At 39.6% G+C, this 24,417-nt stretch carries 20 protein-coding genes and 1 pseudogene; 9 read left to right on the top strand and 12 right to left on the bottom strand.

Annotated elements, in window-relative coordinates:
* The first annotated feature begins 467 nt into the window (after window positions 1-467).
* Both RT138_RS06900 and RT138_RS06895 read left to right on the top strand, forming a co-directional pair.
* The gene (locus tag RT138_RS06900; RefSeq protein WP_185211808.1) at window positions 468-782 is read left to right on the top strand and encodes a DNA-directed RNA polymerase subunit alpha C-terminal domain-containing protein; all 315 of its coding nucleotides are present in this window, start codon (window positions 468-470) and stop codon (window positions 780-782) included.
* Between the two features lie 13 nt (window positions 783-795).
* On the top strand, window positions 796-927 hold the full coding sequence (locus RT138_RS06895; RefSeq protein WP_261771997.1) for a hypothetical protein: 132 nt from the start codon (window positions 796-798) through the stop codon (window positions 925-927).
* A 17-nt stretch (window positions 928-944) separates the two neighbouring features.
* On the opposite strand, the gene mobC is transcribed toward RT138_RS06895, so the two are convergent.
* The 10 genes and pseudogenes from mobC to RT138_RS06845 form a co-directional block, all read right to left on the bottom strand.
* Complete coding sequence (gene mobC / locus RT138_RS06890) at window positions 945-2,933, bottom strand: conjugal transfer protein MobC (protein ID WP_185211809.1); 1,989 nt, start codon at window positions 2,931-2,933, stop codon at window positions 945-947.
* Between the two features lie 70 nt (window positions 2,934-3,003).
* Complete coding sequence (locus RT138_RS06885) at window positions 3,004-4,290, bottom strand: relaxase/mobilization nuclease domain-containing protein (RefSeq protein ID WP_185211810.1); 1,287 nt, start codon at window positions 4,288-4,290, stop codon at window positions 3,004-3,006.
* Window positions 4,278-4,694 carry a plasmid mobilization protein gene (locus RT138_RS06880; protein WP_214649461.1) on the bottom strand — a complete coding sequence of 139 codons (417 nt, stop codon included), beginning with the start codon at window positions 4,692-4,694 and terminating at the stop codon, window positions 4,278-4,280. The genes RT138_RS06885 and RT138_RS06880 overlap by 13 nt, the downstream gene beginning before the upstream one ends.
* Window positions 4,695-5,242: 548 nt before the next feature.
* Window positions 5,243-7,060: a cobaltochelatase subunit CobN gene (locus RT138_RS06875; protein WP_313190169.1), complete on the bottom strand. Its 1,818-nt coding sequence runs from the start codon at window positions 7,058-7,060 to the stop codon at window positions 5,243-5,245.
* A pseudogene (locus tag RT138_RS06870) lies at window positions 7,034-8,536 on the bottom strand (cobaltochelatase subunit CobN); the annotation flags it as partial. The gene RT138_RS06875 and the pseudogene RT138_RS06870, both read right to left, overlap by 27 nt.
* Before the next feature lie 15 nt (window positions 8,537-8,551).
* Window positions 8,552-9,205 (bottom strand): hypothetical protein, encoded by a 654-nt coding sequence (locus tag RT138_RS06865; RefSeq protein WP_313190107.1) that lies wholly within the window; start codon window positions 9,203-9,205, stop codon window positions 8,552-8,554.
* Window positions 9,206-9,208: 3 nt separating this feature from the next.
* Window positions 9,209-9,547 carry a DUF2149 domain-containing protein gene (locus RT138_RS06860; protein ID WP_185211812.1) on the bottom strand — a complete coding sequence of 113 codons (339 nt, stop codon included), beginning with the start codon at window positions 9,545-9,547 and terminating at the stop codon, window positions 9,209-9,211.
* Window positions 9,544-10,128, bottom strand: a complete 585-nt coding sequence (locus RT138_RS06855; protein ID WP_312696111.1) for a MotA/TolQ/ExbB proton channel family protein — start codon at window positions 10,126-10,128, stop codon at window positions 9,544-9,546. Before RT138_RS06855 ends, RT138_RS06860 begins: the two co-directional genes overlap by 4 nt.
* Before the next feature lie 14 nt (window positions 10,129-10,142).
* On the bottom strand, window positions 10,143-12,440 hold the full coding sequence (locus tag RT138_RS06850; protein WP_313190106.1) for a TonB-dependent receptor: 2,298 nt from the start codon (window positions 12,438-12,440) through the stop codon (window positions 10,143-10,145).
* A 1,116-nt stretch (window positions 12,441-13,556) separates the two neighbouring features.
* The gene (locus tag RT138_RS06845) at window positions 13,557-13,847 is read right to left on the bottom strand and encodes a relaxase/mobilization nuclease domain-containing protein (protein WP_185211815.1); all 291 of its coding nucleotides are present in this window, start codon (window positions 13,845-13,847) and stop codon (window positions 13,557-13,559) included.
* A 258-nt stretch (window positions 13,848-14,105) separates the two neighbouring features.
* Between RT138_RS06845 and RT138_RS06840 the strand changes: the two genes are divergently transcribed.
* The 4 genes from RT138_RS06840 to RT138_RS06825 all read left to right on the top strand — a co-directional run bounded on the left by RT138_RS06840 (window position 14,106) and on the right by RT138_RS06825 (window position 17,732).
* Window positions 14,106-14,912 (top strand): helix-turn-helix domain-containing protein, encoded by an 807-nt coding sequence (locus RT138_RS06840; protein WP_312696113.1) that lies wholly within the window; start codon window positions 14,106-14,108, stop codon window positions 14,910-14,912.
* 320 nt (window positions 14,913-15,232) lie between these two features.
* A complete protein-coding gene (locus RT138_RS06835; RefSeq protein ID WP_185211817.1) occupies window positions 15,233-15,844 on the top strand; it encodes a hypothetical protein in 612 nt (203 codons plus the stop codon).
* A gap of 572 nt (window positions 15,845-16,416) precedes the next feature.
* Window positions 16,417-16,782, top strand: a complete 366-nt coding sequence (locus tag RT138_RS06830; protein ID WP_093095758.1) for a hypothetical protein — start codon at window positions 16,417-16,419, stop codon at window positions 16,780-16,782.
* Window positions 16,783-17,204: 422 nt separating this feature from the next.
* Entirely contained in the window at window positions 17,205-17,732 is a 528-nt protein-coding gene (locus tag RT138_RS06825) for a GNAT family N-acetyltransferase (RefSeq protein ID WP_093095760.1), read from the top strand.
* A gap of 207 nt (window positions 17,733-17,939) precedes the next feature.
* Here the strand turns inward: RT138_RS06825 and RT138_RS06820 are convergent, their stop codons facing one another.
* Together RT138_RS06820 and RT138_RS18875 are read right to left on the bottom strand one after the other, a co-directional pair.
* Window positions 17,940-18,341, bottom strand: a complete 402-nt coding sequence (locus RT138_RS06820; protein WP_312696115.1) for a hypothetical protein — start codon at window positions 18,339-18,341, stop codon at window positions 17,940-17,942.
* A gap of 103 nt (window positions 18,342-18,444) precedes the next feature.
* Window positions 18,445-18,672: a helix-turn-helix domain-containing protein gene (locus tag RT138_RS18875; protein WP_093095763.1), complete on the bottom strand. Its 228-nt coding sequence runs from the start codon at window positions 18,670-18,672 to the stop codon at window positions 18,445-18,447.
* A 473-nt stretch (window positions 18,673-19,145) separates the two neighbouring features.
* Between RT138_RS18875 and RT138_RS06815 the strand changes: the two genes are divergently transcribed.
* Genes RT138_RS06815 through RT138_RS06805 form a run of 3 tightly spaced genes read left to right on the top strand, consistent with a single transcriptional unit; the run spans window position 19,146 to window position 24,388 of the window.
* Complete coding sequence (locus RT138_RS06815; RefSeq protein ID WP_185211819.1) at window positions 19,146-19,808, top strand: TlpA family protein disulfide reductase; 663 nt, start codon at window positions 19,146-19,148, stop codon at window positions 19,806-19,808.
* A gap of 2 nt (window positions 19,809-19,810) precedes the next feature.
* The gene (locus RT138_RS06810; RefSeq protein ID WP_185211820.1) at window positions 19,811-23,005 is read left to right on the top strand and encodes a SusC/RagA family TonB-linked outer membrane protein; all 3,195 of its coding nucleotides are present in this window, start codon (window positions 19,811-19,813) and stop codon (window positions 23,003-23,005) included.
* Between the two features lie 9 nt (window positions 23,006-23,014).
* Window positions 23,015-24,388, top strand: a complete 1,374-nt coding sequence (locus RT138_RS06805; protein ID WP_313190105.1) for a RagB/SusD family nutrient uptake outer membrane protein — start codon at window positions 23,015-23,017, stop codon at window positions 24,386-24,388.
* Window positions 24,389-24,417 lie beyond the last annotated feature (29 nt).

Below are 24,417 nucleotides of genomic sequence, written 5' to 3'. Positions count from 1 at the left end.
AAATACAACAGATTTAATTTAAACCTATTTTTTATTATCAAATGATACCAATATCGTAGGTGGTAGTCGTGTAATTTTTTAATGTAATTTTGTCCATTCACCTTGAAAGGTTTGAATATTAATCATGCAATTGCCCCAAAGCTTTCACAATTTCTTTAGATAGGCATTCTGGTGAATTGTAATATACCCAAAAGGGTTGCCAAGATCTAAACCGGAACCATGAACTAGGCATGATTTCGATATGCCATAATCCAAAACCTTCAAAAATCAGGTTTAAGTATTATGGAAGTAACAATTCTGATCAGGTTTTTCCCATCCTTTATTTTAAGTTTCTTTAAACCAAAAACATGGAAAACGTTTTCAGCGATTTTCAGCTCTTTGTCTCGCTTAATAATTATACTTCCATAAAAATATTCTATTTCTAAATAGATTCCTTAAATTTAAGTTCTCTACCTAAAGAATTGATTATGAATTCCTCAGAAATAATATCCAAATTGAAAGAACTTCAAGCTAGGGGAGAACACATGGTCTCCATATCGGAATTGTTGGACTTTATTCAGCGGCGAAATGAAGAGCTGCTGTATGGAGTAGACCTTTTTAATGAACGGTTTTCCTTAGACCCACAATTAGTAACCCTTTTAAATGACCATGGAATAAATACGGTAGGTGATTTATGCAGTAAATCCATAACCGATCTATTGAGAATAAAATCTTTTGGTAAAAGGAGGGGCTACCAAATCTATGATTTTCTGAGGCAGTTTAATCTAAAATTGGCTCCCTGAAAAAATCTTCATTATGGAAAAGAAATTAACATCATTATGTTCAAAGAAAGATCACGATTCAGGCGAGGATAAACAATTGAGAAGCTCATCTCAAATCCCGGTTTCCTATATCGCATTAAAATGGACTTTCTTCGGTCAATATTGACACATCTTTACATCCAATTATTTCTTAACCAATAAATAGGCCAGGGAAGGGCTATCGGAAATGCGCCTCATTTCATGGAATGCCAAATCTTCGATATCCTTCTTTATCTGATTGAAGTTTGTGATTACCTGCTCAGTGGTTAGCTGGCGAACGATTGGTATCTTTTTATAATCTTTAATCTCCTTTTCCAATAAATGATGATCATTGATTATGGAACAATGAAATGCTTTGAGCATTATCTTGCTTTTTGGATTGTCGGCAACCATGCCCACAAACTCACCGGAACTCAGCGAAGAGATTTTAGATGCCGGAATAGCATATTCGAGCTGCTTGGAACGACTGATCGAGGTGTCGGCACTGTTCAGCGAATAGCTTTCCCTGTCCTGCAATATCTTTCCGAAACGCTCGGAAAGCTGTTTTGCCGTATCTCCATTTACCTGCCCGGACAACACGTTTCCAGATATGTTCATGATCACGTCGGACTGCTCACGGCCATAATCCTTGCGCAGTTGACTTAGGTCCTGAATGGCGATGCTGGTGGAGACTAAATTGTCGCGGGCCGTTGCGATCAGACTATCGATATTATTGAGGTATATTGTTGGAAACTCATCAAAGATCAAGCTTGACTTGATCTTTCCTTTCTGGTTGACCAATTTGACCAATCGGTTGATGTACAGGGAAAGCACGGCTCCATAGATCTGAATTTTCTGGGGATTGTTGCCCATGGTCAATATCTTGGGCTCCTGCGGGTTATTGATGTCCAAAGTAAAGTCATTTCCCGAAAGGATGTAATATAATTGGGGGGAGGAGAGCCTTGCCAAAGCAATCTTGGCCGATGCAATCTGTCCTTCGAGTTGATCCATGGCATCATTGAGGTAAGCGTTGATGAAGGGATTGACGAGTACCTCGATTTCTTTATCGGCGCGCAGAAGTGAAAATAAGGTGTCGTAATCCAGCTGCAGCAATTCGATAGCATGGGGAAGTGTACAAAATTCCCCTTGTCGATACCGCCGTAAATACCAAATGATGGCCGTCAAGAAGTTGATGGGCGACTCCACAAAAAAATCACCTTGGCGCTTTATCCATTCCCGGTTCAGTCCCAAAAGAATTGTCCGAGCACTTTCTGCTGCATCAGTAATGTCGATCATGGAGCTAGGATCAAGGGGATTGCAACGACTCGACCGGCTCAGGTCATCGAAATTGATGCTGTAAAATTTTAAGGGACTATCATTAGTTCTGCAATATTTCAAGTAATGATTATAGGCAATCGTCGTCAAATCATCGAACTTGAAATCATAGATGAACATCGAAAATCCTTTTTGAATATGCTGGCTGATAATATGCCGAATGATGAAATAGGATTTACCTGAACCTGGACTTCCCAGAACCAATATCCCTCGGAATGGATTAATGATGTTGACCCAACTTTTGCGCACCTTATTCTTAAGCAGGTAGGTCGCCGGCAGGTTAATGGAATATTCATTTTCCAGGAGTTCTTCATGCTGTGGAAAGGTTTCATTTTCCCTGTTAAAAATGTCGGATTGGACTATTTTAGCGGAAATTACCCTAGTCATCCAAGTACCGCCCATTAGAAAGGTCAAAAAGCCGCAGCTTGCCAGCATGATATATCCATATAACCGAAGCTCATAAGTAATCGGTATGTGGAAAGCTACATCGCTAAAGAAATATAATAATAACCCGATTAATATATAGACAATGGGTTTTTGATATGTGATTCTTTCATCTTTTTTTCCTTTTGCACCAATCAAAGAAATCAATAAAAATCCCAGTGCCAGCATCTTGGAGGTCAGCAGGCTGTTGAAAAGACCTGTCCTGTGCAGTATCAGCATGATACGATCGGTGAACGCATGTTGCCAACCTATCTCCCTAAACCAATTGTATCCTATCGCATAGAAGTGAATCAGGAGCGATGCGATTGCTATCCAACGTGTGAGGTCGACTATCTTTCGAAGTGCCTGTTCATTTTCTCCGGTTTGTAGTGCCATGCTCGGTCATTTAATTTATCTATTGCTCATCCATGAATTACTTAATAAATCATCCCTTCCCAACCCATCACTACTGGATTTTTCGCTTCTTCTTTTTCCTACGTTTCTTAAAGGCATGGGGAATATAATCTGCGGAATGTGGCGAATTGAGAAGTCTTTCTAAAGGGTTCTTAGCTATCAAAAGAACCTTCATCGAAATCCCAGACCTACCATTAACCTTATTTGGTTCGGATCTAGCTGGGACAATATTCAACCTAACGAAAGGACGGTCCTGAAGCTTTATGGAATTCTTTTCAAGGACGGGATCAGCCAATCGTGCTAATATAGCCTTGGCACTGTATTGCTTGCCAAGCTCGCTTCCATTGAATACGCACTTGTTCTTGTGATCTACATAGGTAATGCCATAAACAACCCCATTGGCGTTTTCTCGGAGCACCACGTGAATGGCCTGTCGTTTAAGTCTTTCCTTAAATTCCTCGATATCCTTGAATTGCCCCAGCATGGCCTTATCGATGGAGTAGGTTGTCCGTACCTTGTGCTGCTTTCGAAATGGTTGCTTTTGCTCAAAGCGACCCTGTAAATTCTTTAATGTGGGTCTGCTGAATAAATCACTAGCCTTGATTGGGACGCCAACCTTATTGCAATGCTCATCCATTAGACGATACAGCAAACCCTTGTTGGTATAGATTCTAGAACGTTCGCTTCCTCGGTCTGCTAGCACATTGAACTGTCGAAGAATGGCATTCAACTGATGGAGATTACTAAAGCTGTAGGAATTCAGTACCTCCTCCAATACATGCTGAATGGCTGCTCGGGTCTCACTCCGTCCATAATGTACCTTGGCGAGATCAATACCTTTGGGAATATGCGACAACTTCAGCGTACTTTGACCTGCTTTGACCAAATTGAATTCCCGCTCAATCAAAGACCTGATCTTTTCGGATTGGTCGCGGCCCATGTTGTGCATGTCGATCCGACTTCCATCTGAGCGTACCTTGATACTTACTATATGAATATGAGGATGTGCAGCATCAAAGTGCCGGTAAATGAGAAAGGGCTGATCCGAAAAACCGATCCCTTCCATATAACGTTTAGCGATCTCGATCAACCTATCATCAGATAGATCCTTTTCGGTCGGATCAAAGTTCAAGGAAATGTGAACGCTATTGCGCATAACCTTACTGTTCAACGCAGCTTGTTGCAAGAGCCTATTCAACCGCATGGAAGAAGTCATCTGGTGCGCCTCCATCGGATAATTTATAGCGGAGAGGCACCTTGCCACTCCAAGCTCAATTTTGTTTTCATTGTACAAAAATATCCGGCGGATGGAACTTCCAGTCTTGATCACTGCAACCATGTTTCCCCCATCTTTTGAATGAGCAGTTTAATCTCCGCTAGTTTATTGGAAAGTAACCTAGCCTGGAGCTGATGATTCAGGATCCAAGACTTCAGTTCTGATTGAGGAGAGAAGGTATGCAGCTTCTTTACCGACTGATTGAGATTGATCCCAATGGCGTTGAGTTCATTACGAAGCTGAATGAGCAGGGTCATGTTCTCGTCCAAGGACTTATTGCGATAGGACCTGATAATTGGCTTGCCTAACAAAACCGAACGAGCATATTCACTCAGCTTTCTACAGGTTGAACCTCGCCACTGCTGCTCCAATTTATGGAATTCAGAAACTGTTAACCGAATACCTACGATTCTGCTTCTATTTTGACTATTATCCTCCATCACATTCCCTTTCTGCACAATTTCCATCAAAACACTTTAATCCACAAAACCACGAGTTCCGAGTTAGGTTTACCATTGCGGTTGTTTAACAACCGGACATCTTGCCGATTGCAAAAGAATCAGCAATCCATTTCGTTAAATCTATAATAAGAATTTCTTATTTATAAAACCTAATTAATAATTGATTAGGATCGATTTGGTCAATATTAATGTTTTATGGAAAGCTTACAAAAGAGCTTTTTAGGGAGTTAGGAACTTACAATTCTGTAAGATAAATCCGTAAGTAGCATTAAACAAAATGGAAAAAAAAAGAAAAGTTCAAATCCTGCCACGTTTCACAAGTATTTGGAATTAGTAGTCATAACTTTCATGAGTGTTAGAGATTTAGCTGTCATGGTTGTTTTCAAATATAGTATCGCTTCTTTTGTTTTCTGCTGTAGCCGATTCGAACATTATCTTTATACTAGGGAACATCAGGTCTAGGAAAATGAATCTTTATCCTGAAGCAATCACTATTAATTTATAAAGATATTATACCGAAAGTTTGAATCCGAATGTTGCGGACGCTTTTCCCATTACGACCTCCTTTTTTCAATAAACAAAGCCAGTGTAAATACAGCACCTAATGCAACGATGATTCGCCAATCCATATCTTTATCAAATGTCTTCGTATTATTGTTTTTTAACAAGGTTTTTTCCTCCATTTTAAATCCTTTGACAGTAGAGTTAGTTGTAGGTGATACATCTGGTTTTGCGGATGACTTTTGTTTTCTAGGGTTTTGGTTGCTTGGCTTTGAAATGTTCTTTTGGTTCGGGCGAGAACCAAGAGGAGCCTGCTCAGGAAACGAATAAATATTCCCCAAATGTTGATGAAGAGTCCATAAGGAGTTTTTTTCTGTAGCTCCATACGTATTGCTTTCGATGTATTTTAATAGCTTTCCATTATTACATACTTGGTCAGAACATGAAAGTCCAGTTGCTTCAACGGTTTCCAGATAGGATGAAATCAACTTGTTTTTTGTTTCTTCATCTGGTTTCCAATATTCCTTTCGCACGACTTCCAGCATTTTGGCCAGCATGTTTTGGTAGGCATAAGTGTTTTCAGCATCTGCAAAGCGTTTCTTAATATCCAGATCATACTTGTCAGCCACATATACATCATGCCATTGCTGCCAGTCTTCCGCTCGTATAGCCTGGTCGGTAGTCGCCTGCCAGCCCCACATATTATCGGTCACCTGACCTATCATCCTCGCACCGGCATAGCCTTCGTCCATCATCTTTTTTATCCATTCCGGGTTGAGATAACGGGTATTCATTTCTCGACCAATAAATTTACCCAAAGATTCCTGACTTAAATTAGCAGGATCAATGAGGTTACTGATGATGACATCAGGCTCCTTGCCATCAATGGTCTTAATAGCTAAAGTCATTCCGCCCAAATACTGAAAGAAATCATCATTGTCCAAAGCCCCATATACATTGGTTGAACGGCTATGTACCACGGTATTTGTTCCGGATAGCGCCTTTTTGAATATGGAGAGCGCGAGACTCTTTAACTCTGAAATTTGATCCTCTTGAACACCCCAGAATCCCTGTCCATAAAGATGTCCCGAACGGTTAAAATAGACTTCGGCAATCTCTTTATTGTCCTCCCATTTATCGGTGGCCTGGACGGCATTATCCACACCGATACCATAGCTTCCGGTCGCTGAACCGAAAAGTCGAACCAAAGCCAGGCGTTTTCTCAGATCTGCATCCTTAACGCCTGATTTTTCCAATTGCTGTTGTGTTGCATCAACATGCGTTCTAATGATATTGTCTTTTTCTTCTGCAGAATAAGCTAGGCTAACGGCATTATCCAACATGGTCATCATGTTTGGAAACATATCCCGATATAATCCTGATGGAGTAACCACAATATCCACCCGAGGTCCTTTCAAATGGCCACGAGGGATTAATTCAAGTCCACTGATCTTACCAAAGCCATCGTAGGTAGGTTTTACACCTAGCAGGCTGAGTATCTGTGATTCCATAATTCCTTCATGGCGAATGGTTTCTACAGACCATAGATTGAAAGCAACCTTTTCAGGATAGGCTCCATGATGTTTCTCCGTATATTGTTTTATTAACTGTTCCGCCATCTCTTGTCCCTTTTTAAATATTTCGGGAGAAGGCATTCTGGAAGGGTCAAAGGCATAAAAGTTCTTACCGGTAGGGAGGGCATCAGGATTGCGTATCGGGTCATTTCCTAAACCTGGCTCTACGTATTTCCCATCCAACGCATCCAGTAAAACCTGCATCTCGGAAGGTCCACTTTTTAGTAGCTTGTCGAGATATTCCGCGATAAATTCTTCCTTTTGATTTGCGGACAATCCCGTCTGTTTGCTTGCCATGGCCTCAGCGGTCAAAAAAGCCTGTTCTTTTGTCGGAGAAATACCGAAGGTATGCATACCCATCGGGGTAATTTTCTCATTCAGTTCTTGGAGATAATGTTCCAGCTTTTGAATATCCGATTCCAATATTTCCTCACTCATGTTTAAATCCCTGGCAATATTAGCCTCCTTGGCCCAATGGTTAACCGATTTTAGGTTCGCCTGAGCCAATAGCGGGCTTTTTTCTTTAGCAATATTAAAATCACTGATGGATCCGGCCAGTTCCCGGAGTTCGGGTCGCAACCCTGCTTTTTGAAAAGGTGGTGTCAGGTGATCAATAATGACAGCCCCGCCACGACGTTTTGCTTGGGTCCCTTCACCAACATTATCCATGATGTACGGATAAATATTAATCATGGAGCCAAGTAAGGCATCCGAGGCATCCTTTCCATCCATACCGGCCTCACGCCCGGAGAGCCATTCAAGTGTACCATGTGTTCCTAAATGAATCAACGCATCTGTCTCTCCTTTTTGCTGAAGATAGAGGTAAAAAGCAATGTATTGATGGTGTGGCGGTAGCGACACATCGTGAAATAAGGCTTCCTCATTTTCCTCCCAACCTCTGGCAGGTTGTGGCATAAGGTTGATATGACCAAACCGTACTTGTGGAAGGACAAAAAACTTTTGTTGTTTCCCATTTGTCCAGGTCATTATTTGGGATGAATCCGGGATTCCCCATTTCTTGATGACCTGTTCCTGGAAATCCGGGTTTAATCGGGAAAACCATTCCTTGTACTGTTTTATTGGAATTAAAATGGGTTGGTCCTCTCGGACCATTCTTGATAATTCAGCAGGTGCCCAGGTGCCAATGTTCCTCCCACCCGACATGACTCGGTTGAACACTTCTTTTTCTGTGATCTTCTGCCTGCCTAAATCATAACCTTCATTCCCCAAAGATCCCAAAATATGAAATATACTTTTCGGTAGAACATTTAAATAACTCGCTCCAATATTGTGTTTCCCTGGATGACCGTTGTAATAAATGAGGGTCACTTTCTTATCATCGTTACTCTTTTTTCTAATTGCAGCCCAGGCTTTAATCTTTTCTACCAGATGCGGAACACGGTCTGGCAGTTCTTTTTTTTGTTTATAAGAATTACCCAAATTGTCAACCAGTATTTCCTGCGTTGCCAGAATGGTAGGCTGGATTTGCCCCATGATTTCGGGGCGTGCCAAGGTCATGCTCCTATCTGCTACATTTAAACCTATGGAAGTGTTGTCCCATTCTTTTTTATTTTGGGCATAGGTAATACCATTGATTACAGGCACGCCTAATTTGGAGAAGATTTTGGATAATTTCTCCGGAGATCCGCCAGGCAGGGAGGAGGTGTTCAACAAAACCTCAATCCCTGCTTGGCCATGACTATCGATGCAAAACTGTTGTACGGCATGGTCCAGAGGAAATCCATAGAACATCAAAACATTGAAGCCTTGCTCAGTGAGTGCTTTAGCTTACGTTTTCAGGTAGTCATATTGCCCCGTGACAAACTCATAGCGAAAGCCGTAAATCCCTATCCAGGGAGCATTTGCTAGGGTTTGGAACTCCCGTTTAAAGGATACGGTATCTTGATAAATTTTATTGGTTTGCCAGTCTACAATGGCATAGTTAGGGAATGTTATTGGACCTTCAGGTTGAAAGGAACTTCCCAAATGTCTGTCGCAGAGAAGTTGTACCATGCGAGCCAGGTTCTCAGAACTTGGATTCTCAAAATAACTATCCAGCTTGCTGTCAAATTGCATTCCCCAGGCTTGGTAATTGGCAGCTTCAGGAGTAATACCGACAGCATAAACTTTCCCTCCATGTTTTACAATGGCTTTCAGCTTTTCGGTATACCGTTGGATGACCTGACCTGTATGAACGTAGCAGACGACTAAGTCTGCTTGTTCTATACTGGAGGGGTCCTCATTCGCCGTTAAAACTTCAAACTGACGGTCAAAGTCAGGGAATTTTTCCAATTGTATGATCGCGTCTGATAAGGGTTTACTATAATTATCGGATACCAATATGGCGATTCTGTTTTTTGATTTAAGCTGTTGGGCATGGGTTGCGAATGAAAATAAATTCCAAACCAATAATAACCCATAGATACTCTTGATCATTTTCATAATTTATTTTTCGGGAACATAAATTACCTGGCCATCCTTGAGTTGGTATGCGGTTCCCAGACGTTCTCCCTGTCCGGAGGCCTCCTCAGGATATATCTTTTGGACTCTTATCTCTTTACCTTTTTTAGTGATGATTTCCATCTGACCATCTTTATTTTTCTTGGTCAAGGTCATGTCCGCTTCGGGATTAAGGAGGTCGAGAACATTCAGTGCAGACATCAAAGCGATTATCATAGCTACAATTAATACAATGCTGATATCGAAAAGATTGGCAACTCCACTAATAGGGTCTTCCAAAGGAGTCTGGCTATATTCAGATTTATTACTCAATAATTTCCTCATGATTTTAAATATTCCTTTTTTAATAAAGATGACTGGTCTGCTTTTTGGGAAATTCGCAATCTACGTTCGAGGATCGCCTCACAGGTTAAAAAATCACGAGATAACCATTGTTCCTTTTTGAGAGAGATCAGGTAAGCGACAATCCCGCAAACCAGACCAATGATGGTCGCCGTAAAGGCTGTTACCATATGATTTGCCATCGCCGACATATCTCCTGTTGCCAAAGTGGACAAAGATTGTCCCATAGGAATCAATGTGCCGACCAACCCTAGGGATGGGGCTATTTTTACTAGAAATCTAATTTTGTCCAACTCGGCATTTTCTTTCTTCTCCCATCCTTGAACCAATTCCGTTAGATTAATCTCTGCTTCTTCCTGATGAGAAAGAATACGTTTGATTTCGGAATCGTTTTTCCTCAGGAATTCATGTACGCGTTTTTGCTTTTTGTTATTCCAGCATTCCACCACAAAGGTGCCAAGTGACCAAACCACCCAGATGACCATAAGGATAAGTCCAAGAAATACCGGGATGTGAAGGAGGTTCCCAATTTGGAACAAGAGGTTCTCAATAAATTGAATCATAGTTAAAATATCTTTTATAGTTGATAATTAATACCTAACAACAAAGTCCTTCCTGGTGTGAAATAATAGGATGTAGGGGAGGAGTAGGTCCCATAATATTGTTTGTCAAAAAGGTTGTTGACGGTAAAATTTAAACCTACAGGACCTATTTGTCTAGCTAACTTTAGGTCGAAGAGACTGACAGCATCCATTCTCTTCTCTTCTGTATTTTCGAGATCCCCAAAGTAAGAGCTAGAATGTCGTGCCCAGAAACTTGCCTGCCCAATTTTTGGATTGTCATAAATGATTGCACCCGAATAAATGTTATTCGGATTGTCATTCATTTGTTTTCCTTCATATCCAGGATTAGTCTCATATCTTTTGATTTTCGATTGGTTGTGGAAATAGCTTCCCTGAACTGAAAGCGAGGGACTAACCTGGTACTTTAGGGAACTCTCCAAGCCCCAAAGGTTCACCTTCCCAATATTGATGTATTGTCTGACTGGTAAATTTCCAGGGTCGAAATAATCCGGTACCTGGGAGGCATCAATCAGGATGGCAGAAAGAAAATCACTGTATTGGGAGGTATATACCGTTCCTGATAATTCCAGGTTTTCAACAGCTTTCCAATCTGTGCCTAATTCCAAAGAGTACTTCATTCTTTCAGGTTTCAAGGCTGGATTTCCTAATCGGAAGGAACTTCCCAATGCGGTGGAATTATACATGTAATAGGCTCCAGGGGCACGGAAACCGGTCGCATAAACCGATCTTAGTCGGAAGTTCTGCCTAACATCATAGGTTAAACCAATTTTTGGGGTCCAAACCGAGGAGGTGGCGTCGTCGTATTGGATAATGATTTCTTTTTCGGAGATATCATCGGAAAAATACCCGTTTCTGTTTGCCCAATGGTCAAAACGAAGACCTAAGTTGACATGTAATTTCTGTGTGATGCTGACATCGTCATTTAGGAAAAAGGAGATGAAATCTTGCCTTCCGTTGAAGTTCTGATCGCCCTTATTAGCGTAATTTTTCTTCGAAACCACTTCTGTAAAGCGCAGATCAGCGCCGATAGTTAGGTCATTGTTCCAAAAGTTATGACTTACTTTGGCAATCACTCCATAAGTATCCAATGGGATATGGGAGTTATAATTCTCTGTGTTGTATTGATTATCCTTTATATTCCAGTTTAAAGCTTGAGAGGTTCGGTTTTGGACGTTGTAATACATCAAGACATCAGGAGCAAATTTGGCAGACATGTTTTTATAACGTACCTGATAATTGCCGGTGAAAGTATAATCGTCGTAGAGTGTGGTTGTTCCGGAAAGAGGTTCTTGGGTATTGAAATCAGCCGTGGCTGATAAAATGCCTCCGTTTTCAAAATTGTATGTCAATCGGCTATTAACATTTAATAATGCCATTTTTGGCTTCTGGTAATACTCTTTCCAGAGGTCATCGGCCATATATTGGTTGCCATCTGTTCTTTTGTATTCGGCAAAAGCTATTGCTCCAAAACGTTTGCCGAATTTTTTTCCGGCTTTGGCACTTGCCTGGAAAGTGTTCATGGAGCCATATCGTAACTCCGCACCTAGCACTGGCCGCTCAGTGGGGCTTTGGGTGATTAAATTTATCGTCCCACCCATGGAGCTAGACCCATAAATGGAAGAGCCAGGTCCACGAATTACTTCAATCCGTTCTATACTATTGGCAGCAAGGCTGTTCCATTCCGAAACTCCGCCGATATAGGCATCATTAATGGGTACGCCATCTTTCATAACCAAGGTGCGATTGGCAGCACCAGTCCCTCGAAGGACAACTCCCGTATGTGTACCCGTTGTAGTCAAACCTCGATTTCGATCCACCATTACCCCGGGAATAAAGGCCAATGCCTCATCAATAGATTGAATCTGGCGTAACTCCGGGTCATCGTTTTGCAAAACGGAAACGCTGGAAGCAACCTGACGTAGTTCCCTGGAAACGGTAGAGGCAGTGACGGTGATTGCATCTAAGAATTGTGGTTTCTTTTTTAAAACCCAGTGGACGGTCTGGTCGGATGAAATCACATCTTTTGAGATGGATTTTGAAAGGGTTTCAAAATTAATGTGCCTAATTTCAATTTTTATTGATTCTTTCAGGGAGAGGCTAAAATTTCCGTTTTTGTCGCTGATGGCAATGGTGCCTTTCCCAAAACGATTTATAGTGGCACCTGAAATAGGCTGTCCAATGCTGTCCAATAAGGTAACGGTTAATTGATTTGAAACCTTGCGATTCGTTTCCTGGGATGAGGCTAAAAAATTTGAAGCAAAGAGAAGGAAAACAGTAAAATAAACTTTCAAGTTTATTTTAATTTGTAATGGATAGAGTAGATGAGACATAAAATAATTGTATAATCCTATAAATGCAATAATGTTGCAAATATATATACTAGAATTTATTAATGCAACTAAGATGCAATAACTAATTTATCCACATGGCCCTCAATACACCCACATTCGGAAAATTCCAAATTATTTCACTTTAACATCCATCTCCTTTTCAGCTCTATCCATTGTTTCCAGTCATGAATGTATTTCTATCAATTCCTATTGATAAATATTCATCATTTTAAGTTTCTTAATTAGAAAACAAATTTCCAATGTTATGTTAATCCATAATAAAACACTTGTTAGTTATTTTACTTTTCCTTCCCTTGGTTGTTATGTCCCGTTAGAAGAGGAAAACTAAATTTGACACTGAATGGGTTTTAAAAGGCTGATGCGAGCTTTTTAAAACTTAGCTTCTGTTTTACGTCAAGTTTATAAGCATTGAGTTGTGCGCCTAGAATATCAATTCAATTTTCGCAGTCTGACTTTATTGAATAATTATCTTACTTTTCAATTGTACCTTTCACTAAAACCTCCCTTGCATCAGCAACTAGTTCTATCATTTAGGTAGCGATCAATTGATATTGGATTTATCTATTGATTATTGTTGGTATAATGTGTCGTAAATCTATTTAATATGAACTACCAATTTCGGAGTATATCCACCATTTGATTAACGGCATTTTGGCAAAATAATAATCTAAAACTCCTGCGGAGGTCCGGTAAAATTGAATACAAAGATTAAGGAACGGTATCGTTGATGACGGATTCCGTTTTTGGCTGGGGTACCCTGGTTTCCTTTTTCGTGTTGTTATCACAATACACGAGGAAAATGGTGGTATCAAAAAATGTATAGTTAATCGCTTCATTTCCTCAAGCACATGCTGAATGGCTGCTCGGTTCTCACTCCATCCATGTTGCACCTTGCCAGATCTTTACCTTTGGGAATATTAGACAGCCTCAGCGTCCTTTGTCCTGTTTTGTCCCAATTGAATTCCCGTTCAATCAAACACCTCATCTTTTCTGTCGTATTACGACCCATGTTGTGCATTTCAATGTGACTTCCATCGGAGGGTACATTTATATCTACTAGATGATTATTAAGATGTGCAGCATCGAGGTGTAGGTAAATGAGAAAGGCTGATTCGAAAAGCTGATTTCTTCCATATAACTTTTGGCGATCTCGATCAACTTATCATCAGATAGATCCTTTTCGGTTGGATCAAAGTTCAAGGAAATGTGAACGATATTTCGTGTAACCTTGCTGTTCAACGCTGCTTTCTGCAACAGCCCATTCAACAGCAAAGAAGAACTCGGCTGGTGCGCTTCCTTCGGAATATTTATAGCCGAAAGGAACCTTGCTTTGTCCAAATCAATCATAATATCATTGTACAGGAATATCCAGAGGATGGAACGTCCACATATCCATTATCGTCAAATAGATAGGTAGAGTCTTATGCTGAGGGTAGTTTGAAATTCATTTTAAGCAGGAAATTGAAAGCGGGCCAAATATGTTGTAAAATTGTTATTTTTATCTAAAATCAATATAAAAGAAGAGACAAAATCCCGGAATAGCAAGAGAGGCAGGAGGTTGCCTTATTGATTATAGGAAGGAAGAGAAATTGGAATTTTACTAAAATGGAGAGAAAGAACATTGCTTTTTTTGAGCATGGTCAGTTTAGCAAAGTAAACGAATATCGATTCGATCCAGATCGGATGCTGAAAGATTATGTCAAAGAATTCCTGATTGTGGAGGCTTCAGATTTGGTTAGCTTAGAAACCCTGCCAAGTACATCTGTATCTCTAAACTATATCATTAGTGGTTCGATAGAAATGAAACAAAAAGGTGATGCAACAATCAAATTGCCAAAGGCTTTTGCTTTTGGTGTAGCTAGAACTTCTCTACATTTTGATTTCTCTGAAGGTACGACTTTATTTGCCATTATCTTTAATCCAGGGATGGCTCCTTCCTTAATTAACTGCCCTATAAATGATTTTTTTGAGAAGTTTATTGCTTATAGTAATTTTTTAAATCCAAACCAATTGTCCCAAATTGAGCAAATATTTGCTGAACAGGGTAAATATGCTGATCTGATAAAAAGGATTGAAAAATTCCTGCTCGATGAAATCCTATTTACGCAAAAAAAAGATAACATTAAAGAAGCCGTAAATGAAATCATTCATAGTCAGGGTTCTACTTCCATTAAAAAAATAGTAGATGTATTAGCCGTGAGTCGGGATTCTTTTGAAAAAAAATTCAGGAAACAAGTAGGGACTTCTCCGAAAAAATTTTCAAACATTGTGAGGTTCAGGAACCTATTTGAAAATGGAGATAAATATGCCACTCTTACCGAAATGGGACTAAATGCTGGTTACTATGATCAATCTCACTTTATTAAAGATTTTAAAGTTATTACAGGCAAAAATCCATCTAAATTCCTGTAACCTAACATATCTCTTCTTTAGGAATAAACCATTGATATTTTGGAAATGATATTCCAAAAAAACAAATTCATTTTAAGCTTATTAGCCCACGTTAATATTTCTAGAGTACTGGTGTATTTTGTCAAGACAAAATTTAACTCTCTTGAAAAAAAATGATATTTTACAATTTCTAGTTTTTGAAATTCCATTTCTTTGTTTACTTATTTCATGGTGCCATGCATCTTTAGAAGAAAACTAAATCAAATGCTCGGATAATTGCCTACTGATTTATGATTAAGCGCTAGCACCAGTAAATTAAAAAAACTATAATGTGTTTTAATATGAAAAAAATAACCAAGATGGTAATCGGATTTTATGCAGGAACGGTAACAGTGGCTTTTCTTATGCTTTTATATTCTTTTAAATCATTAAATGAAAATTTTGATGAAATTACCGTAAAACGGATTAATATAGTTGATGACAATGGCATAAACAGAATGATCATTTCCAATCAAGAGCGGATGGAACCACCCATTTTGTTCGGCAAAAAATATAAGCGAGCTTTAAATCCTGCAGGGATTATATTTTATAATGAAAAAGGTGATGAATGTGGGGGGATCGCAATATCTAAAAATCCTGAAACAAATACCTACGCTTTGGCATTTGATTATGACAATGCGGATGCTATAGGTTTCTTGACCCAGCAAAATAATAAGGCCAATACCTATAAATCAGGGATTGTAATTAATGATAAAGACTTGTCTGGCAAAATTGGTGGTAATACAAATCGAATCAACTTGATGACCGAAAATGGTAATTCTAGCTTGATAATTAATGGTCCAGATGAAAAACCTAGAATTATACTTTCTGTTGACACCTTGGGGAATCCCATGATAAAAATGATGAACAGCGATGGTGAAATAGTTAAGGAGATTGGTCCCTTAAGAAAATAATAAGAGTAATCAAACTATTTGAGAAATCACCCATTAGGCAAATTTTTCATTCCAGGTCATTTTGAAGGTTCAGGAAGCACGCCCTTGAGCAGACTTATTGGAACATGTAGTAAGCAATGGATAAAATTAACATCCAATTCCATACTGGCAGGCTTTGACAGATACGAAATTATCTTGGACATAGAGTTTATTGACATAAAGCTGTTGTAAATTGGGAAAGGAGAGCAGTGAAACATTTGAAACTATAGATGTAACCCATTCCGTTGATAATTGTAGAATTGAATATTTTATCTCAAAGGTGAAAGCGTGGGGATGGCAAGTTCAATTTTAAATGATAAGTATTTTATTGAATGTCACACCTAGATATTCGAAAGGAGTTTTATTAATAACGATGAAGGATTTGTTGGAAAAGGATATATGCAAATCAATTTCATTTGTTAAAATAACAAAAAACTTGTCAGTTTTTTAGCCCAATAGGCGAAATCTTCAGAATTTTTTAGCTAATGAAAATGAAGGATTTCCTTAGAATGAAAGGAAATATTAAATACTGAAATATATTAATTAACAGGCGTATGAAAACTAGATTTGAAGCGGGTATTAACATTGCCATAAAAATACCCAAAAGTAAATATGAGAGTACGATTGCTTTTTATAGAGATATTCTAAAACTAACTGTAGAAGAGAAACCGATTAGTAATCCAACAGTCTCAAGAACACATGAGGTAATATTTGGTGGAAATGTTATCTGGTTGGACTGTGTCGATAATTATACACATTCTGAAACCTGGTTACAGCTTACAGTCCCTAATATCGAGGAGGCAACAAGCTATTTAGAATCACAGGGTGTTCAAACTTGTGACGAAATTGAGGAACTTCCCAAAAATATGCATTGGATCCAAGATCCTGCAGGAACAGTATATAACTTGCAGGAAAGATGATGTTGTTTCTTCTTTTTTAAGTTGGAAAAGAATGACTTAAAATTTATTATACAGTCATATATCCAATTTAAGCCTGCCTAAGAAATAAAGTCTTTTATATTAATATAGGTAAAGAAATGAAATTTAGGATTGTTTCGAGACAATAATTCAATAGTATATATTTTCCTGATTTTAAACAAAAAGAATATCATAAAATCAATCAATCGTTGCATTAAATCATCCTATTTTGGGAATCAATGGATTGGTTTGAAACGACCCATTTGCCAACGACAAGGTCCAAATTGAAATGTAAGAAATGGACAGGTATATTTATCTAATATAGAACACATTGAACTGGATATTGCAGATTGCTAAAACAATTGGTTTCTGTTAGAAATGAAAAGATTCATTGGTCAAGATCTATTAAACAAATAATTTAAAGGATGAACATTCGACAAGAAGAGAAAAAGGATTATAAGGAAGTTTTCAAGCTAATTGAAAATGCTTTCAAAGGTGAAAAATTCACTGATCACAAGGAACAATTTTTAGTTGAAAGGTTAAGAAAATCCGAATCATTCATTCCTGAGTTATCTCTGGTAGCTGAAATAGATGAACAGATCGTTGGATATATTTTACTGACTAAAATTAAGATTATTGATAATAATTCAAAGGTAACATCTTCCTTAGCTTTAGCTCCTGTGGCTGTATTGAAAAATTTTCAAGGGATGGGGATCGGTGCTGGTCTGATAAAAAAGGCCCATGAAGTAGCCAAAAAATTAAATTATGGATCTATAATATTATTAGGCCATGAGAAATACTATCCGAAGTTCGGATACAAAATGATGAAAAATTACGGGATAAAACTACCTTTTGATGTTCCTGATAAAAACTGTATGTTGATAGAATTGACAGATAATGCATTGGAAAATGTACAGGGAATGGTGGAATATCCAAATGAGTTTTACGGATGATTGTCGGGATTGATGCTCTGTAGTACAGGAGAGGTGTTTTTAATGCATCCACTGTTTTAAATAAGGCTATTGCAAATTTGGCTTGTGCATTTTAATACCTTTCAATATTTTCACATTTTTTTGCATTTCTTCCTTTTTTCATGTTCTGAATGTGTGAACGGTGATGCTTGATTCGTTGGTTTTAGATAGCTTAGATTAACTTTTTATTTAATCTCCGTTTTCTATTGAATCTAAAACATATCCGGTTTCGTTTATATGTTCAAAATTTTTAAAATGAAAATGTCTGGAGGAGCTTGAAATATCTAAAAAATCAGCAATATGACGTTGGCCCTTAATTGTTATTCGCAATTCCCTGACGATTGGTGTATGCATCAAGATTGCAGGCCCCTTCATCTTCATTAAGACCATCTCACTAAGAGTTGATGAGTGGTTCCATTTCGAGGTAGAAGAAGTGGATTCAGCTGTTTTTAATATATTTTCATTACAGCCTGTATAAACTAAAGAACTTTTCCGTACCACAGAGAATCCAATAGAAACCACTGATCTTCCTTTTTTAATGGTTTCCTTTAATTTTAAAATAGATTCTGGAATATGATCATCCTGAGTCACCTGAGCGAGTCACCTGAGCCTGAGTAAAGTGAAGTTGGGCATACCCTACTTTTAATCATTATTTTGATATCCTAGAAATCAATATTTTTGTGATTGATTTCTGCTAGAAGTCAAAAAAATAGCTAATTGGAAGGTTAAGTTTATCTGCTAAATTCTTTATTGTTAAAATTGTTGAATTGGATTCACCTCTCTCAATTCTCCCCAACTGCCTCGTATCGATATTACAAAAGGAAGCAAATTCCTCCTGAGACATTTCTTTCGATTCTCTTATGGACCTAAGATTTTGCCCAAATTGTTTTAAAAAATTTATATCTCTAATTTTTTCCGACATTGAATACTAATGTCAAAAAATAAGTTAAAAATTATTAGGACATTTATGTCCTTTTATTTATATTTGTATCATCACACCATTATGTGGTGTAAGTGCATTAGACTAAAAGAGTCTCGACAGCAAATTCCGACAAACTGCAAACAGACGAGACGGTAGTGTAATGCCCAAGAATATTTTGTGTACCTTAGGTATTCACTATAGTTCTTGGGTTACTGCTGTAATTCCGCTCTGTTTGGCTGTCGGAAGCCTGCTGTACGGTTGGCAGTAACCCACTATAGGTTCCTTTCATTAGAGACTCACTTTATAAACTAAAACAGTGAGTTATGAAAAAACAATTCTTAAAAAACCTTATCAAATCGCCAGTTTGATTTTTGATAGGATTGATGTATCTACCATTTGGTGTTGATACTAATTTCTTAATCCCCACTTATTCATAGATTTTCTAATTCCGAAACAATTAATAATCCTAAAAAATGAAGAATTTTTATTGGGGCAGGAGAGAACTGTCCAAAAAAATCTGTCTAATAGAGCATACTGCTTTAAATAATCAAACATGTACCTTAAGAATTTTCATTGCCTTGCTCTTGGCGTTCCAAATGTTGTTGTTTAGTAATCCTGTGCTGGCACAGTCTCCAAACCCGGAGGCTGCTGCTTGCCCTGGCACTCAAATCCCTGAATTAAGGGTAGGTGACAAAGTTCCTGCCGGCTTTTGGAGTCTTAAACATCTTTTTGTATCGCAGGGCGATACGCTCAGAAGAGATTTTACAGAGCATAAAGGAAAAATGCTAGTTCTGGGTTTCTGGGCAACATGGTGCTCTGCATGCCTCAAAAACCAACCTGAAATAGAAAGCTATGTCCAAAGTCATACAAAAGACCTAGCGGTTATTAGAGTAAACCCGAACCGTTCTAAGGACAATCTGAAAACGATTGAAAAGGCCTTGAATGGTCAGGTTGGTAAATTTACCGGTATCGGATTTAAGGATATGGTTTCGGTCATCGAGGATGGCTATCTTCAGCAGCTGTTTCCCAATCGCGGATTTCCGTATTATGTATGGATCAACAAATATGGTGTTGTTCAGCTGATCACGTATCGAAACCTATTGGATCAGAAATTCGACAAACCTTACATCGATTGATTATGAAAACAATTGTTATTTTAAGTCTATTGTTTTTTACGTCGATAGATGTCTGGGCACAGTATAGGGTTCATGGTAAAATTATAAATGAGAAAGAGCAAACTATTACTGGAGCGACGATCGAGGTAATTGGATCGGACAAGCGAACGTTGAGCGATAGCAATGGAATGTTCTCTCTTGCTGTTTCTTCGGATAAAGGTAAAATCGCTGTCAGGCATTTCGGATATGAAAATCAGGTACTGATATTTGATGTGGAAAGGCCTGAAATTTTGGTTACACTTCGCCCAACCAGCGATAGCTTGGAGACGGTCAATATCGTACATACGGGGTATCAGCAGATTTCTAAAGAGAGATCGACGGGCAGTTACATTGTTTTCGGATCTGATCAGATCGATAAGCGTGTCGGGAGCTCGCTCATTGAACGCCTTGAAGGCTCGATGCCCGGACTCCAGTTTGAGACCCGGGCGGGGAGCAAGGAGCTCATGGTACGTGGCCTGAGTACCTTTACGACGACGATGACCTCACCGCTTATCGTGGTGGATAATTTTCCATTCGACGGCGACCTGAATTCGATCAACCCGGCCGACGTGGAGTCCGTTACGCTGCTTCGGGATGCTGCTGCGACCAGTATCTGGGGATCGCGTGCCGGCAACGGCGTCCTGGTGATTACCCGAAAAAAAGCTTCCGGCCAAAACATGGCTATAGACTTTCGAAGCAATTTCAAGATCTCGGAGAAACCACGGATTTTGAAATATTCTATCATGAACAGTGCGGAATTTATTGAGGTGGAGCGCATGCTCTTCGAAAAGGGTTTTTTTAATTCCCTGCTTGATCCTGCCGTTAACCGAAGCATTATTATATCTCCGGTTGTAGATCTGTTAAAACAGCATCAGGAAGGTTTAATTACTAAGGGACATCTTGAGCAAACACTTGAAAGTTTATCGAAGAATGATTACCGGGAAACTATGCTAAAGCATTACTATCAGAATCCTTCCGTCTTCCAGCAGTATGTATCTTTTGGAAAGCAAATGGATAAATTAGGGTTTAGGGGAAGTGTTGGCTATGACCGAAACAGTGCGAATATACACACTTCCAATTCAGGGAGGACGACGTTTTCGCAATACATATCTTATGAACCTTTTCAGAAAGTCAAAATTGATCTAAGCCTTGATCACAGTAGCAGCAAGAGCACATTGCCACTAGGTGGAAATGATTTTCCTATTTCCATCGGCGGGGGACGGGCTAACTTATATCCCTATGCCGAACTGATCGGAAAAGATGGAAGGGCAGCGAGTATCCCCCGTACATATAATTCTTATTATCTGGCTCAGCTAGATGATAAAGGCTTAATGGATTGGGAATATCGCCCGCTGGAAGAAATCGGTGTGAGCAGGTCAATAAATAGGATAAGGCTAACAAATGCGAATGTTAACGTTCAATATTCTGTTCTGAATTGGATGAATCTTAACCTGATGTATAGCCTTGGGAGACAGTCCGCAGATAAGTCCGGTATCTATGATCCAGAATCATTTTACGTTCGCGATCTGGTCAATCTGTTTACTCAGGTTGAAGAGGGGAATTACAGCTATCCGATTCCTTATGGTGCCATTCATGATATGGGTTTTAATGATCTTACCGCACATCGGGGAAGAGCTATGGTCAATATTGACCAACAATTTGGAGAAGGTCACCAGCTCAACATGATCTTTGGAACGGATATAAACAGTACGGCCGTAAAAACAAATTCCTTCCGATACTACGGGTACGATGAGCGTACGCTTACCACCGTTCCTGTAGACCAACATAGTCTTTTTCCTACCTACAATGGACTAATGGGTAGCCAGCGGATTGCAACTGGTGAGAACATCACACGGAACGACAAACGCTTTGTCTCATTTTATGGAAACGCAGCCTATAGGTTCTGGGAAAAATATAGTGTCAGTGGATCCTTTAGAAAGGATGCCTCGAATATTTTTGGCGTGAACACGAATCGTCGCTGGAATCCCTTATGGTCTGTTGGAATGAGCTGGGAACTAAGCAAGGAACGCTGGATGCTGCTTAGCAGCGTAATCGATCTTTTAAAAATCAGGGGAACTTTTGGCCATAGCGGAAATGCAGGCGGGACCACCTCGACATTGCCCATTATCGCTTACCTCAATTATTCCTCGCGCTGGATGAATAACTTTCCGCAGGCCCAAGTGCGCAGTCTACCGAATGCGGACCTTCGGTGGGAGGATGTTGCGATGTATAATCTTGCAGCAGACTTTTCCCTTTTCCGGGGTATACTGTCGGGCAGCTTTGATTATTATTGGAAAAAATCGACAGATCTGCTGGCAGACGATCTTTTGGACCCTACGATGGGCTTTACAGACGTAACCAAGAACGTAGGGGTGATGAAAGGAGCGGGTTTCGATGCTACCCTTAACTTTAGAATTCCGATCGGAGCATTTTATTGGTCGTCGTCACTCAATCTTTCCAAAAACCGGAACACCATCGTTAAATATTACGGAGCATCGGTCAACGGATCTTTCTATACCCAAAACGTGGGGTCGTCGATGAGGCCTTTGGAGAATAGAAGTCCCTATCCGGTTTTTGCCTATTACTTTGCGGGACTTGATCCTGAAAACGGAGACCCTCAGGGATTGATGGATGGCTCGCTATCCAAAGATTATAGTGCTCTCATGCGGGATTCGGTAGAAAACTTAAACTATTTCGGAACCTCTATGGCGCCTTATTTTGGTAATTTTCAGACATCTATCAGATGGAAGGATTTGGAAGTCTCCTTGCAGCTGACTTATAACTTTGGTGCTTTTGCGCAAAAGCAAACGATCATGTACGGCGAAGTTTACAATTTATGGCGAACGCATGGCGATTATGCTAAAAGGTGGAAGGAGCCAGGAGACGAGCTGGGAACAACGGTTCCAAGCATGACCTACCCTGCCAACTCCAGCAGGGATGCCTTTTATGCTCAGTCGGAGGCTAATATCTACGCGGCAGATTATATCCGGGTAAGGGATTTAAGAGTCAGTTACGCATTTGATCTGAAATTGGCAAAACGCAGCTCCAGAATTACAGTTTTCGGAGTGGCCAATGATTTGGGATTGTTATTGACCAAAAATTCTGAGCATCTCGATCCAGAGGCTTATCCCTGGCAGCAGCCGAGAAGTTTCAGTTTTGGCATTAATTGGAAATATTAAATCAATAGCATGATGAAGAGTTTATATATACTAATGCTGGCAGCAATTGTCCTGAATACGGGATGTGAAAAATTTCTGGATCAGAAATCTGACGGTTCGCTGTCCATTCCCGAAAATGAAAAGGACATAAGGGCCCTGCTTGATAACGATGGTTTGATGAATAGCGCCTTTCCCGGGCTGAATGATCTTTTCAGTGATGAATATTTCATTGATTATACGGTTTGGAAGTCCCGATCGGAGCTTGACCAAAGGTTTTACGTGTGGGACGGAGATGTCTCAACATTTCAAAATTCAAGCTGGTTTTCTTCTTATAAAGCGGTCATGATTTCCAATGTCGTGCTGGAATCGATCGAAAAGCAGATCAAGGACCATGGAATCACCTACAACCTCAACCTCATGAAAGGCGAAGCACTTTTTTCACGAGCCATGCGTCATTTTACGGTCTCTCAGCTCTATTGTGCACCATACGATCCCAATGGAGACAATCGCTCTGCGGGTATTCCGATCCGTACATCCTCAGATATCAACGAAGCCTTTCAAAGAAATTCCGTCGAGGACACCTATACATCTATACTGGACGATCTGAAAGCAAGTTTAGAACTTTTACCTGTTCACTCAGAAACTATAACTAGACCCAATAAGGTGGCAGCATTTGCCTTGCTTGCCAGGATTTATTTATCTATTGAAAAATACGAGGAAGCGCTGAAATTCGCAAAAGAAGCTTATTCTTTGAATAATAAGCTTTTGAATTACAATACGATAGACCTTTCTGCGGTTAATCCTTTTGAAGTTTCCAAGAATGTGGAAATTATCTATTTTGCAAAAAATGTATCTTCGGCAACATACATTACCAAAAGCCGTTCAAATATGGACACGTTGCTTCTTAGCCAATATCAGCAAGGTGACCTGAGGAGGGAAGCTTTCTTTGAAGAGAAATCCAATGGTTATTCCGCATTTAAAGGTTTTTATAGCGGACTTGAGCCCACATTGTTCTGTGGTCTTGCTACTGATGAGCTCTACCTTATCATCGCCGAATGCGAAACCCGTAGGGGAAATGTGGCTCGAGGAATGGAGATCTTAAACTTGTTGCTTGCCCATCGATATGATCCAAATATATTTGAACCGATTGGACAACTTGATCAAGACCAGCTTCTAGACACGGTCCTTGCTGAGCGCAGAAAGGAACTGTTATTTCGGGGGGTGCGATGGAGTGACCTAAGGAGGCTGAATCGGGATCATAGATTTCGGAAGGATCTGAAGCGCAGAGTTTTCAATGGTGCTTCGTGGGAGGACTATGAACTTCCTGCCGGTGATTTGCGTTATGTTTCTGCTATACCGGATCAGGTTATTGAACTTTCTGGGATGCAACAAAACCCTCGTTAATCCATGGCCCAGTTTATTAATCAACAAGT

The sequence above is a fragment of the Sphingobacterium sp. genome (assembly GCF_032065005.1).
Lineage (GTDB): Bacteria > Bacteroidota > Bacteroidia > Sphingobacteriales > Sphingobacteriaceae > Sphingobacterium.
The sequence above is the reverse complement of the archived record's forward strand: the minus strand, read 5'-3'. Positions and strand labels throughout refer to the sequence as shown.